The organism is Paraburkholderia strydomiana (genome assembly GCF_031456815.1).
Lineage (GTDB): Bacteria > Pseudomonadota > Gammaproteobacteria > Burkholderiales > Burkholderiaceae > Paraburkholderia > Paraburkholderia caledonica.
On the sequence record NZ_JAVDVL010000006.1, the window covers coordinates 485,602 to 497,432 of the forward strand.

General features: G+C 62.0%; 12 protein-coding genes. 3 read left to right on the plus strand and 9 right to left on the minus strand.

The genetic code is table 11. The features are described 5' to 3' along the window. Positions 1-52 precede the first annotated feature (52 nt). A complete protein-coding gene (gene hppD, locus J2W46_RS19470; RefSeq protein WP_310355556.1) occupies positions 53-1,150 on the minus strand; it encodes a 4-hydroxyphenylpyruvate dioxygenase in 1,098 nt (365 codons plus the stop codon). A gap of 172 nt (positions 1,151-1,322) precedes the next feature. On the opposite strand from hppD, the gene J2W46_RS19475 reads away from it, so the two are divergent. After that, positions 1,323-1,820: an Lrp/AsnC family transcriptional regulator gene (locus J2W46_RS19475; RefSeq protein ID WP_088176799.1), complete on the plus strand. Its 498-nt coding sequence runs from the start codon at positions 1,323-1,325 to the stop codon at positions 1,818-1,820. A gap of 86 nt (positions 1,821-1,906) precedes the next feature. Here J2W46_RS19475 and J2W46_RS19480 read toward each other — a convergent pair whose 3' ends face one another. The 8 genes from J2W46_RS19480 to paaA all read right to left on the minus strand — a co-directional run bounded on the left by J2W46_RS19480 (position 1,907) and on the right by paaA (position 8,185). Next, on the minus strand, positions 1,907-2,575 hold the full coding sequence (locus tag J2W46_RS19480; protein ID WP_020070834.1) for a GNAT family N-acetyltransferase: 669 nt from the start codon (positions 2,573-2,575) through the stop codon (positions 1,907-1,909). A gap of 238 nt (positions 2,576-2,813) precedes the next feature. Beyond that, positions 2,814-3,425 carry a TetR/AcrR family transcriptional regulator gene (locus J2W46_RS19485; RefSeq protein WP_020070835.1) on the minus strand — a complete coding sequence of 204 codons (612 nt, stop codon included), beginning with the start codon at positions 3,423-3,425 and terminating at the stop codon, positions 2,814-2,816. Between the two features lie 9 nt (positions 3,426-3,434). Next, complete coding sequence (locus J2W46_RS19490) at positions 3,435-4,250, minus strand: DUF1835 domain-containing protein (RefSeq protein WP_310355559.1); 816 nt, start codon at positions 4,248-4,250, stop codon at positions 3,435-3,437. A gap of 141 nt (positions 4,251-4,391) precedes the next feature. Continuing rightward, positions 4,392-5,480 carry a 1,2-phenylacetyl-CoA epoxidase subunit PaaE gene (gene paaE / locus J2W46_RS19495; protein ID WP_204522504.1) on the minus strand — a complete coding sequence of 363 codons (1,089 nt, stop codon included), beginning with the start codon at positions 5,478-5,480 and terminating at the stop codon, positions 4,392-4,394. Position 5,481: 1 nt separating this feature from the next. Then, positions 5,482-6,033 (minus strand): 1,2-phenylacetyl-CoA epoxidase subunit PaaD, encoded by a 552-nt coding sequence (paaD, locus tag J2W46_RS19500; RefSeq protein WP_088176801.1) that lies wholly within the window; start codon positions 6,031-6,033, stop codon positions 5,482-5,484. Positions 6,034-6,050: 17 nt separating this feature from the next. Continuing rightward, the gene (paaC, locus tag J2W46_RS19505; protein ID WP_310355561.1) at positions 6,051-6,854 is read right to left on the minus strand and encodes a 1,2-phenylacetyl-CoA epoxidase subunit PaaC; all 804 of its coding nucleotides are present in this window, start codon (positions 6,852-6,854) and stop codon (positions 6,051-6,053) included. 8 nt (positions 6,855-6,862) lie between these two features. After that, positions 6,863-7,147 (minus strand): 1,2-phenylacetyl-CoA epoxidase subunit PaaB, encoded by a 285-nt coding sequence (paaB, locus tag J2W46_RS19510; protein WP_020070840.1) that lies wholly within the window; start codon positions 7,145-7,147, stop codon positions 6,863-6,865. A 39-nt stretch (positions 7,148-7,186) separates the two neighbouring features. After that, on the minus strand, positions 7,187-8,185 hold the full coding sequence (gene paaA, locus J2W46_RS19515) for a 1,2-phenylacetyl-CoA epoxidase subunit PaaA (RefSeq protein WP_020070841.1): 999 nt from the start codon (positions 8,183-8,185) through the stop codon (positions 7,187-7,189). A gap of 213 nt (positions 8,186-8,398) precedes the next feature. Here paaA and J2W46_RS19520 point away from each other — a divergent pair, with 213 nt between their 5' ends. Further along, positions 8,399-10,024 (plus strand): NAD(P)/FAD-dependent oxidoreductase, encoded by a 1,626-nt coding sequence (locus tag J2W46_RS19520; protein ID WP_310355563.1) that lies wholly within the window; start codon positions 8,399-8,401, stop codon positions 10,022-10,024. 119 nt (positions 10,025-10,143) lie between these two features. Then, entirely contained in the window at positions 10,144-11,415 is a 1,272-nt protein-coding gene (locus J2W46_RS19525) for an SGNH/GDSL hydrolase family protein (RefSeq protein ID WP_310355565.1), read from the plus strand. The last annotated feature ends 416 nt before the right edge of the window (positions 11,416-11,831 follow it).

Here is an 11,831-nt window from a genome sequence, read left to right on the forward strand (position 1 = left end):
TATCGGTGCGCAATCTGACTCACGGCCGGTTCACGGCCTCGGCGTCACGAATTCACGCTTTGTCCTGCACTACGCCGCGGCGGATCTGATCCAGCTCGATAGATTCGAACAGCGCCTTGAAGTTGCCCTCGCCGAAACCCTGATTGCCCTTGCGTTGAATGATCTCGAAGAAGATCGGGCCGATCTGGTTCTCGGTGAAGATTTGAAGCAGCAGGTCGTCCGGCGCGCCGTCGATCAGGATTTTGCGCTTGCGCAATTCGTCGAGCGGTTCACCGTGATTCGGCACGCGGCGGTCGACCAGTTCGTAATACGTGTCGATCGTGTCGAGCAACGAGATGTTCGCCGTCCGCAAACCATCGACCGTGCGGTAAATGTCGTTGCTGCCGAGCGCAATGTGCTGGATGCCTTCGCCGCGGTAGGCGTCCAGGTATTCCTGGATCTGGCCGGACGTTTCGGAGCCTTCCTCGTTGATAGGAATGCGGATCTTGCCGCACGGCGACGTCATTGCCTTGGACTTCACGCCCGTTACCTTGCCTTCGATGTCGAAGTAACGCACTTCGCGGAAGTTGAACAGACGTTCGTAGAACTCAGCCCATTCCTGCATGCGGCCACGGTGCACATTGTGCGTGAGGTGGTCGATATACGTCAGGCCGTGACCGACGGGGTTGGGATTCGCGCCGGGAATCGGCTCGAAGTCGACGTCGTAGATATCGATATCGCCGACGCTGCCCGGCGCTGCGCCGTTCTTGCCGCGCCAACGGTCGACGAAATAGATCAACGAATCGCCAATGCCTTTGATCGCGGGAATGTTCAGTTCCATGGGGCCGGTTTTGTTGTCGAAGCCCCATGCGCCTTTTTCGACCGCCTGGCGGTAGGCTTTCCCCGCGTCCTGGACACGGAACGCGATCGCGCAGATCGACGGGCCGTGCAAGCGCGCAAAGCGCTGCGCGAACGAATCCGGCTCACCGTTGACGATGAAGTTAATGGCGCCTTGCCGATATAGCGTCACATCTTTATGGCGATGCCGCGCAACCGCGGTAAAGCCCATCTGCTCGAAAAGCTTGCCCAGCGCCTTCGGATCGGGTGCGGTGTATTCGATGAACTCGAAGCCGTCTGTGCCGACCGGATTTTCCCAAGTTGCAACCTGCATTGTCTGTCTCCATGTCGAGGGCGCGTCGCGCCGGTATCGCGGCTACGGAAGTTCACCGCGACCGAATGACGCAAGTGTAAAGGCGGTTTCGCGGCGAAAACTTGCGAACTTAATCGCATCGAGCTACGCTCGCGCTATTTTCTAGCTCCATATGAGAAGCGCGAGGCAGAAAGTGGCCAATATAGAGATAGACGCGATCGACCGGCGTATTCTGGCGATTCTTCAGGAGAACGGCCGGCTATCGAATCAGGAAATTGCCGAGCGGATCAATCTCTCGCCGAGCCCCTGTTTGCGACGCATACGGCGACTCGAAGAGAGCGGCGTGATCCGCGGCTATGTTGCGTTGCTGGATGCCAAGCGCCTGGGGCTCGATCTGCTCGCGTACGTCAATGTGCGGTTGGAAAAGCGCGGCGGGCCGGCGCTGAGTCCGCGCGGGGATGCGACACACGCGGATCTTTTCCGTGCCGCCGTTCAGGCATGGCCGGAGGTGGTGGCTTGTCACGCTATGACTGGCGACATGGACTATCTGTTGCGCGTACAAGTGGAAGACATGGCGCACTTTTCGCGCTTCGTGCAGGACCAACTGTTGCATCACCCGTCGGTGATTGACGTGAAGACGAGCTTTTCGCTCGAAAAAATCAAGGAGACGACCGCGTTGCCGATCTTGTGAGTCCCGCTAGTGCAGTTCCACGCAGGAAGCAAAAAGGGCAGCCCTGAGGCTGCCCTTTTTCATGTTCGCCCGCTGCGGCCGAACATTCAGGCTGCGGCGGCTGTCGGCATGAAGCTTTCCAGCAGTTTCGAAGTACGCCGAGCTTGACGTTTGAGCGCGTAGTCAAACACAGCGGCCTGTTCCTGCAGCATCTCCGTAATGATGCTGGTCTGATCCGCCGGCGGCAGCGTCAGATAGGCATCCGCTTCGCCGTACGCGTACTCGATCTTCATGCCCGCTTTCTTCGCGATGTGCATCATGGTCGAATTGCGCGACAGGCAGTGCATGTACAGCATGGTGACATGCGTGTTGCGGCTGCGAATTGCAGCGCGCTCGAACAGCTTGGAGCCGATACCTTGGCCGCGCACGCTTTCGAGTACGGACACGCCGAACTCCGCCGTACGCTTGTCGCCTTCGGCGGGCAGGTAGGCGAGGTGACCGACGCCGGTGAGCTGCAGCTGATCGTCGAACACGCCGAATACGGTGTCGCGCGTGAAATCGATGGCGCGCACGTAATTTTCGATAACGTGGTCAGGCACGATTTGCCCAAAGCGCAACAGGCGGTCGTCTTCGTCTAGTGTGAGAAAGTGAGCCAGCAGGCGTTCACGGTCGATCGCAGTGAGTTCACGAACCAGAGCAGGTGCACGACCGGCTGGCAGCGACGCGCGATCGTGCGCGACGATCGGTTCGGCGGCGCGGGGTGTAATCAGGTTCATGGTCAGGTTCTCCTTGTGATCGTGCGGCGTTGTTGCACCGCAAAAACGATTGTAACGGATATGCGAATCCGGCACTAGGGAAAACCCGTATCAAACTTGGAGGCTGCTGTCTAAACTTGCGGGGCTTGGCTGTTAAGCATCTGAATATAAATAACAAATTAAAAAGAAACGAGCGTTCGTGCGTGTTGTCGCGCCCATGCAACTTACGCGGATTTCAGTTCGCAGAGCGCTGTGCTGGCTATTTCACGGCCGCCGATCCCAGCCCGTGATCCACCATAGCCACAACCTGCTCCGCAAATTCCCGGTAGCCCATGCGCCCGCCTGGTTTAAGCCAGGTGAACGTCCAGTTGATCATGCCGAACACCATCATCGTTAGCGCGGTCTGGTTCTCGCGCGTGGCGCGCTCCGGATAGGCGCGCGCCAGCTGCCGCGCGAACGCGGCTACGACATCGCGCTGGCGGTTGAGGATCACCTCGCGCTGCGCGTCGACGAGATATTTCACGTCGTTCAGAAGCGCGACATGCCGGCTGTGCGAGGTTTCGTATTCGGAAAGAAAGGCGCGGATCAATTCCGCGAACGTCTCGCGCTCAGTCAGACCGCGACGCTGGCTCGCGCCTTCGACCTCCGCAATGATCAGCATCAGCCGTTTGGTGTAACGGTCGAGTAGATCGAACAGGATTGCTTCCTTGCTCGCGTAGTAGTGATACAGGCGCGCTTTCGACGTGCCGCTCGCCGCGGCGAGATCTGACATCGACGTGCTCGGATAACTCGTCTGTGCGAACTTCGCTGCCGCCAGTTCGAGAATCTGTTCGCGCTGCGTTTCGTGGTCGGGGGCTCGGGTGCGGGCCATGGTGTCTGTTTATTGGTGTGGGCAAGGTGCGAGCGCTGCGCACAGTTCCAGCGTGCGCCATGCGTTGGCGTCGCCGCGCAGCCTGGTGCGGCGGGTCGCGGCCATTTCGCGGAAGCGCCAGAGCACGATGCTGTCGCTGACAAGAAACCCCAACTCAGCGGTCATCACCTCGGCGGCCACCCGGGCGGCGGGTTGCCAGTCCGCGGTGACGTGCTCGAGTATCAGCGCGTCGAGATCGGCGAAGCTGCCGCTCGTGAACGTGTTGTCGCGCCAGCGTCGCGTTTCGCCGTTCGCATGTTTGGCTTCCTGCCACTCCAGCGCGAGCCGGCTGATCCGCAAGACGGAAATGGGTGCCGCGTCGGGCAAACGCGCTTGCAAAACGGCCGGCGCGAACATGCCGACGGACGTCGCGCGGTCCCTGCGGCTATGCGCCCAGGCGCCGGCGTCGGTGAGGTCGCGAATCGACAGACGCACTTCGTTCAGTCGCTGCGGATTGTTGCGCAGGTAATAGCACACGCGACGAAGCATCAATTGATCGGATGCGCTTTCGCCATGCCAGACCACCAGGTTTGCGTCGTCGCGCGCAATGGCTTGTAGCGCTGCAGCGTGCTCACGGAACTCGCGAAGGAAGTCGCGCTTCGTGTCGGTGCTCACGCGGTCCCAGAAAGCGGCGCGCACTTCGGGACCGTCGTCGATGCCGCGTAGCGGCCCGACCGCCAGATCGTCGCGCAGTGCGTGCACGCGATCGTTGCGTCCCACTTCGCGCAACGCGGTGCGCAATGATTCTGCGGCGACATCGCCGTTGGTGAGATGGATGGTGCTCATCGGCCGTGAGTGGATTCTTGTTGGGCGATTGCCAAAGGGGCCGCTCGCAAGACGGACTCAACGGTCCGGTTGCAAGCGGCCCCTAGTGTAAGCGGATCGCGGAACGGCTCAAAGCTTCGCGGCATCAAGTCCCAATCACGCTCAGCGCTCGTCGTAGCTCACTACCACGCGGTCGCTGACTGGATGGCACTGACACGTCAGCACGAAGCCGTCGCGGATTTCGTGCTCTTCCAGCGTGTAGTTCTTTTCCATCCGCACTTCGCCTTCAACCACTTTGGCGCGGCACGTGCAGCAGACGCCGCCTTTGCATGCATACGGCAGCGCAAGGCCGGCGCGCAGACCGACGTCGAGTACGCTCACGCCCTGATACGGCAGACGCAGCTTGCGGCGCTTGCCGTCGAGCACGATTTCGAGGTCCGCAGCGGGCGTGTCTTCGGTGATTTCGACGGGCGGCACGCCCGCCTGGGGCAGCGGCGAGCCGAAGCGTTCCACGTGCACCTTTTCGGACGGCACACCCGCAGCTTTCAGCGCGGCCTCGGCGGCGTCCATCATCGGCGCGGGACCGCAGATAAACGCTTCGTCGATGGAATCCGCCGGCACGAGGCTGTCGAGGAACGCCGCGCACTTCTGCTGGTCGAGCACGCCGTTGAACAGTTCAACGTCCTGCAAATCGTCCGACAGCACGTGATAGAGCACGAAGCGGTTCATGAAGCGGTTCTTCAGGTCTTCCAGCTCCTCCGCAAACATGATCTGGTCCACGCTGCGGTTGCCGTAGATCAACGTGAAGGTGCTGCGCGGTTCCAACTCGAGCGTCGTCTTGATGATCGCGAGCACCGGCGTAATGCCCGAGCCGCCCGCGAAGGCGACGTACTGCTGGCCGTGATCCGCGTTCAGATGGGTGAAGAAGCGGCCGTCGGGCGTCATGACGTCGATCGTGTGGCCCGGCTGCAAAGTATCGAAAGCGAAGTTCGAAAAACGTCCGCCGCGCACGCGCTTGATGCCGATGCGCAGTTCGCCGTCGCGGTCGTAGTCGGTGACGCCCACGCAGATCGAATACGACCGGCGCGTTTCCTCTCCGTCGATGTGCGTTTTCAGCGTGACGAACTGGCCCTGCGTGAAGCGATAAAGCTCGCGCAGTTCCACGGGAACTTCGAACGCGACCGAGACGGCGTCGGCGGTCTCTGGCCGCACTTCGCGGATACGCAGCGGATGGAATTGCGGAGTGGCCATATCAGTATGGTTTGAAGTAGTCGAAGGGTTCGCGGCAGTCGATGCAGCGGTACAAGGCTTTGCAAGCGGTGGAGCCGAACTGCGCGAGTCGTTCCGTATGCGCCGAGCCGCACCTTGGGCACGACGGCGCGGGCAGAGCGCGCGGCACGAAGCGCAGTACTTTTTCCTGCGCACCGGCCGGACCGGCCGCCGACCCGCAATTGCCCGTGGGCGGCGCAATTCCGTAAGCGCGCAGCTTTTCGCGGGCGTCGGGCGTCATCCAGTCGGTGGTCCATGCGGGCGCGAGGACGGTCGAGATCCGGTACGGTTTGAGTTCCGCGACGTCGAGCGCATGCGCGACGTCTTCCGCGATCTGCGACATTGCGGGGCAACCAGAGTAGGTCGGCGTGATCACGACTTCGAGTGCGCCGTCCTCGGCGCGCCGGACGTCGCGCAATATGCCGAGTTCGCGAATCGACACCACCGGAATCTCCGGATCGGGCACCGCTTCGAGCACGGCCCACGCGCGTTGGACGGATGCGTCGGCTCGTTGCGTCGTAGTCGAGGTCGTCATCGTCGAATGGGCCCGTATTACCAGGTGGCGCCGGGATGCTGGCGCGCCAGGCTTTGCATTTCGGCCAGCACGAAGCCCATGTGCTCAGAATGCTCGCCGTGCTTACCGGTCGTGATGTGCTTGACTGCTTCGGGCAGCGTGAGCGTGGCTTGCTCGAGCGTCGCGCGAACGTCGTCGAGCCAGGCGGCTTCGAGATCTGCGGTCAGCGGGCCAATGCCTGAGGCGGCGATGGTCTCTTCGACAGGGTCGGTGCTGAAGAACTCACGCGTGTACGGCAGCAGATAGTCCAGCGCAGCCTGCGCGCGCCGATGCGATTCCTCTGTGCCGTCGCCAAAGCGGATCAGCCATTCACTCGCGTGATGCACGTGATAGCTGGCTTCCTTGATCGACTTCGACGCGATCGCGGCAAGCTGGGCGTCCGTCGATTGCGTGAGCGCAGTCCACAGATGCGCCATCAGCGTGGAGTACAGAAAGTTGCGGACGATCGTGACCGCGTAGTCCTTCTCGACTTGCGCGGTAGCCGACAGCGGACCGCAGTGCGGCAGTTCGGCGAGCGTGTAGTTCGTAAATTCACGCTCGGCGCGAAAGTATGCGTAGTCGTCTTCCGTGCGCGTCTTGCCGGTGAGTTGCTGTTCGAGCGAGGCCGCGTGCGTATAAAGCAGGCGCGCCTGGCCGATCAGATCGAGGCTCATGTTCGACAGCGCGATGTCTTCTTCGAGAATCGGGCCGTGGCCGCACCACTCGCTATTGCGCTGACCGAGTATCAGCGCGGTATCCGCGAGGCGCAGCACGTATTGCAGATGTTCAGGCGTGATGTTCATGGCCGCGCTTACATGTGGTTGACTTCGTCGGGAAGCGTGTAGAACGTCGGATGGCGATAGATCTTGTCGCCGGCCGGGTCGAACAGTTCGGGCTTGTCTTGCGGCGCGGACGCCGTGATCGCCGACGACGGCACGACCCAGATGCTCACGCCTTCCTGACGGCGCGTGTAGACGTCGCGCGCCATGCGCAGCGCCATTTGCGCGTCGGCGGCGTGCAGGCTGCCGCAGTGCTTATGGTCGAGTCCCTGCTTGCTGCGCACGAAGACTTCCCAGATTGGCCATTCCTTGTTCATTCCTGATCTCCTGATTCTTTGCCGGGCGTGCCGCGCCTGTCAGGCGGCGTGCTGTTGTGCGCGCTGGCGCTGCTTTTCGGCGTGGGCGAGGGCGGCTTCGCGGACCCAGGCGCCCTCGTTATGAGCTTTGACGCGGGTGCCGAGACGCTCGCGGTTGCACGGACCGTCGCCGTTCACGACGCGCCAGAACTCTTCCCAGTCGATGTCGCCGTAGTCGTAATGGCCGCGCGCCTCATTCCATTTGAGGTCTGGGTCGGGCAACGTGACGCCGAGGACCTTGGCCTGATCGACGGTGGCGTCGACGAATTTCTGGCGAAGGTCGTCGTTCGAAATGCGCTTGATGCCCCATTTAGACGACTGATTGCTATGGATCGAGTCCTTGTCGCTCGGCCCGAACATCATCAGCACCGGCCACCACCAGCGGTTCACCGCCTGCTGGACGAGCTCGCGCTGAGCTTCGGTGCCCGACATCATCGCCATCAACGCGTCGAAACCCTGGCGCTGATGAAACGACTCTTCCTTGCAGATGCGGATCATCGCGCGGGCGTAGGGGCCATACGTGCAACGGCACAGCGGAATCTGGTTCATGATTGCCGCGCCGTCGACCAGCCAGCCGATCACGCCGACGTCGGCCCACGTGGGCGTTGGGTAATTGAAGATGCTCGAATACTTCGCCTTGCCGGAATGCAGCGCCGCAACCAGCTGGTCGCGCGAGACGCCGAGCGTTTCCGCTGCGCTATATAGATAGAGACCGTGGCCCGCTTCGTCCTGCACTTTGGCGAGCAGGATCGCCTTGCGCTTGAGGCTTGGTGCGCGCGTGATCCAGTTGCCTTCCGGCAGCATGCCGACGATCTCCGAATGCGCATGTTGCGAAATCTGGCGCACCAGGGTCTTGCGGTAAGCCTCGGGCATCCAGTCTTGCGGCTCGATCTTGCCGTCGGCGGCCATCACGGCGTCGAACTGGGTCTGCTCGGGCGACGTCGCGCCAGCGTCCAGCGAAGCGACGTTGCCGGGAATATCCAGGGATTGCGTGTACATGGGGACTCTCTTTGCGGGAGTTGTCTGGTGCGAACAGTATAAACCAACCGACCGGTCGGTTAATAGATTTTTTTGAGACGAGCCGGGCATCGCCACGGCGGCGGCGTAGTCGCACGGAGACGTTTCGGCGGACGGCGAGTCCCCGGGCCGACGCTTAACCTATAAAATTGCGAATTGGCCGCGATTCGCGGCCTTCCTGCATCCTCGGTACTCATGTTACGTCTCAGCGAAATCAAACTCCCGCTCGATCACCCCGAGAGCGCGCTCAAAGCCGCCGTCCGCGCGCGCCTCGCGGAACTCGGCGTGCCTGATGACGGGCTCGTCCGCTACACGGTTTTCCGGCGGGCTCACGACGCGCGCAAGCGCGCCGACATCAAGCTCACCTATATAGTCGACGTGGAAGTCGCGGACGAAGCGGCCGCGCTCAAGCGAATCGCCGACGTGCCGCACTGCGGGCTCACACCGGACATGACGTACCGTTTCGTCGCAAAGGCGCCGGCGCAGCTCGCGACGCCGCGTCCCGTGGTGATCGGCATGGGACCTTGCGGACTTTTCGCGGGGCTGATCCTTGCCCAGATGGGATTCCGGCCGATCATTCTCGAACGAGGCAAGGCGGTGCGCGAGCGCACCAAAGACACTTTCGGACTGTGGCGCAAGTCGGTGCTGAATCCGGAATCGAACGTGCAGTTCGGTGAGGGCGGTGCGGGCACTTTCTCCGACGGCAAGCTCTACAGCCAGATCAAGGACCCGAAACACTACGGCCGCAAAGTGCTGGAAGAGTTCGTCCGCGCCGGCGCGCCGGAAGACATCCTGTATCTGAGCCGGCCCCATATTGGCACGTTCCGTCTGGTGAGCATGGTCGAGAAGATGCGCGCGACCATTCACGAACTGGGCGGCGAAGTGCGCTTTGAGACGCGCGTGGACGATATCGACATCGACCAGGGGAAAGTGCGCGGGCTGAAGCTGTCGACGGGCGAAACGCTGCGCTGCGATCATGTCGTGCTGGCCGTTGGCCACAGCGCGCGCGATACGTTCCACATGCTGCACGAACGCGGCGTCTATATAGAAGCGAAGCCGTTCTCACTGGGATTCCGGATCGAGCATCCGCAGGGTTTGATCGACCGTAGCCGGTTCGGCAAGTTTGCGGGCCACAAGCAGCTGGGCGCCGCGGACTACAAGGTCGTGCACCACTGCAGCAACGGGCGTGCGGTGTACAGCTTCTGCATGTGCCCGGGCGGTACCGTGGTCGCGGCGACGTCCGAGCCCGGACGCGTGGTCACGAATGGCATGAGCCAGTACTCGCGCGCTGAACGCAATGCGAACGCGGGGATCGTCGTTGGCATTACACCGGACGATTACCCTGGAGGCCCGCTTGCCGGGATCGCGTTCCAGCGCAAGTGGGAAGAGCGGGCGTTCGAGCTCGGCGGCGGAAACTACATGGCGCCGGGCCAACTGGTCGGCGACTTCATTGCTGGGCGGCCGTCCACGTCGCTGGGTTCCGTGGTGCCGTCTTATAAGCCAGGCGTGCATCCCACGGATCTCAGTACGGCTCTGCCGGACTACGTGATCGAGGCAATTCGCGAAGCGCTGCCGCAAATGGACAAGAAGATCGCCGGTTTTGCGATGCACGACGCTGTGTTGACCGGCGTGGAGACGCGGACCTCTTCGCCAATTCGGGTGCGTCGACGGGACGACTACCAGAGCATGAACGTCGAGGGTCTTTATCCGGCCGGAGAGGGCGCGGGTTACGCCGGTGGAATCTATTCAGCCGCGATCGACGGGATCGAAGTCGCCGAGGCGCTTGCTTTGAAGATGACTGGGGCGAAAGCGGCGTTGTAAGTGAGTCGGGCCGCTGCTGGCTGCGAGGCGCGCGCTGCGGTTGTCGCGGTGACACTGCTCGCCGCGTTGGGCGGTCCGATCGTGCACAATGCCCGTTTTGCTTCGAGCCAGACACCGGAATGACCATTCGTTCTTTCGCCGCCGCATGCGGCGCGGCCCTGCTTTGCCAGTTTGCCGTTTCATCCACCGCCGCTGCCGCCGATACCCCTGCGCATTGGGTCACCGCCTGGGCTACGGCGCTGCAACCCATTCCGCAGCGGTCCGATTTGCCGCCGCTGTATCGTGCGCCGGAAGTGGCTGGGCGCACTGTCCGTCAAATCGTTTATCCGACGCTGTCCGGAAAGTCTGCGCGAATCCACCTCAGTAACGAGTACGGTAAGACGCCGCTCGTGATCGAGGACCTGCGCATCGCTCGGTCCGCTGGCGGCGCGGCGGCTTCCGCAAACGGCGGCGCGCGCGTGACGTTCAATGGAAGGGCCGCCGTGAGCGTACCGCCAGGCCGCGAACTGGACAGCGATCCGATTGCGATGGACATCGACGCGGGCGCCCCATATGCAATCAGCGCGTTCATGGGTCCGGAACAGCGGATCGTGGCATGGCATCGCGTTGCCAACCAGCTCAATTACGTTTCGGCGCCGGGCAACCATGCGGCGGACTCGGGCGCAGAGGCGTTTCGCGCGCGCTTCACTCAATATGTATGGGCGACGGCGTTGTCGGTGGACGCGGTACCTGAAGCGACCGCAATTGCGGCGATCGGCGATTCGATCACAGACGGCATGCGCTCCAGCCTGAACCAGAATCGGCGATGGCCCGACGTTTTCGCCCGCCGGCTGGCCACTTCGGGGAACCGGTCGACGGCAGTGGTTAATTTGGGCATCAGCGGCAATCGGTTGCTAAACGATTCGCCCTGCTATGGCGACGCGCTAATGACGCGCTTAGGCCGCGACGTGCTCGAACGGCCGGGCGTCAAGGCAGTCGTTGTGCTCATCGGCATCAACGATATCAATTTCGCGGCAATGCCGGCACGCAGCGGTCTTGATTGCGACTTCCCGCATGCTTCGGTGACGGCGGCCGACCTGATTGCGGGCTACCAGCGGGTGATTGCAGCGGCGCGACACGCGGGAGTAAAGGTGTTCGGCGGAACATTGACGCCCGCGTCGCTCCCACCGCAGCGGGAAAGTATTCGCCTTGCGGTGAACGAATGGATCCGGTCGAGCCATGCTTTCGACGGCGTAGTCGACTTCGACGCCGCGCTGCGCGATGCGGCGCAACCGGATCGTCTTCAGGGCAAGTTCGATAGCGGCGATCACATCCATCCGAGCGACGCCGGATACGCTGCCATGGCCGGCGCGGTGCCTGTCGAGGCGCTGGTAAATTCGGCGCGCAAATAAGGTCGCGAAAAGCTATCGCCACCCTTGCCATGAGGCTGTGAGTGACCTATGATTCGCCTCCTCGTTTGCGAACGAGGGCCGCTGCGGAAACCAGCGGCGGTTGAGTCAACAAGGTTTTAAGCGAAAGCGAAAAAAACTAGTTGACGAAACAGAAGAGAGTCTTCATAATCTCGTTTCTCTGCTGCAGATGCAGCGACGCAGAACGAAGCGGTGCCGGGTGGTGGTAGGAAGGCAGCGCGGAGTGGGCGGATCGATCTTTAAAAACTAACAGCCGATAAGTGTGGGCGCTTGATGCGCGACGCGGGTGGATCTCCGGATTCACGCAAAGCGAAAGTATCAAGTCTCACACAGTAATGAAAGGAAGGTTTGGTCATCGAGAGATGGTTGAACACTTCGTCAGTACGTTGAGTGAGCGA

What these genes read in the sequence shown, in the direction of transcription:
- hppD (WP_310355556.1), bottom strand. Translation starts at nt 1,150, where the DNA reads ATGCAGGTTGCAACTTGGGAAAATCCGGTCGGCACAGACGGCTTCGAG.
- J2W46_RS19480 (WP_020070834.1), bottom strand. Translation starts at nt 2,575, where the DNA reads ATGAACCTGATTACACCCCGCGCCGCCGAACCGATCGTCGCGCACGAT.
- J2W46_RS19485 (WP_020070835.1), bottom strand. Translation starts at nt 3,425, where the DNA reads ATGGCCCGCACCCGAGCCCCCGACCACGAAACGCAGCGCGAACAGATT.
- J2W46_RS19490 (WP_310355559.1), bottom strand. Translation starts at nt 4,250, where the DNA reads ATGAGCACCATCCATCTCACCAACGGCGATGTCGCCGCAGAATCATTG.
- paaE (WP_204522504.1), bottom strand. Translation starts at nt 5,480, where the DNA reads ATGGCCACTCCGCAATTCCATCCGCTGCGTATCCGCGAAGTGCGGCCA.
- paaD (WP_088176801.1), bottom strand. Translation starts at nt 6,033, where the DNA reads ATGACGACCTCGACTACGACGCAACGAGCCGACGCATCCGTCCAACGC.
- paaC (WP_310355561.1), bottom strand. Translation starts at nt 6,854, where the DNA reads ATGAACATCACGCCTGAACATCTGCAATACGTGCTGCGCCTCGCGGAT.
- paaB (WP_020070840.1), bottom strand. Translation starts at nt 7,147, where the DNA reads ATGAACAAGGAATGGCCAATCTGGGAAGTCTTCGTGCGCAGCAAGCAG.
- paaA (WP_020070841.1), bottom strand. Translation starts at nt 8,185, where the DNA reads ATGTACACGCAATCCCTGGATATTCCCGGCAACGTCGCTTCGCTGGAC.
- J2W46_RS19520 (WP_310355563.1), top strand. Translation starts at nt 8,399, where the DNA reads ATGTTACGTCTCAGCGAAATCAAACTCCCGCTCGATCACCCCGAGAGC.
- J2W46_RS19525 (WP_310355565.1), top strand. Translation starts at nt 10,144, where the DNA reads ATGACCATTCGTTCTTTCGCCGCCGCATGCGGCGCGGCCCTGCTTTGC.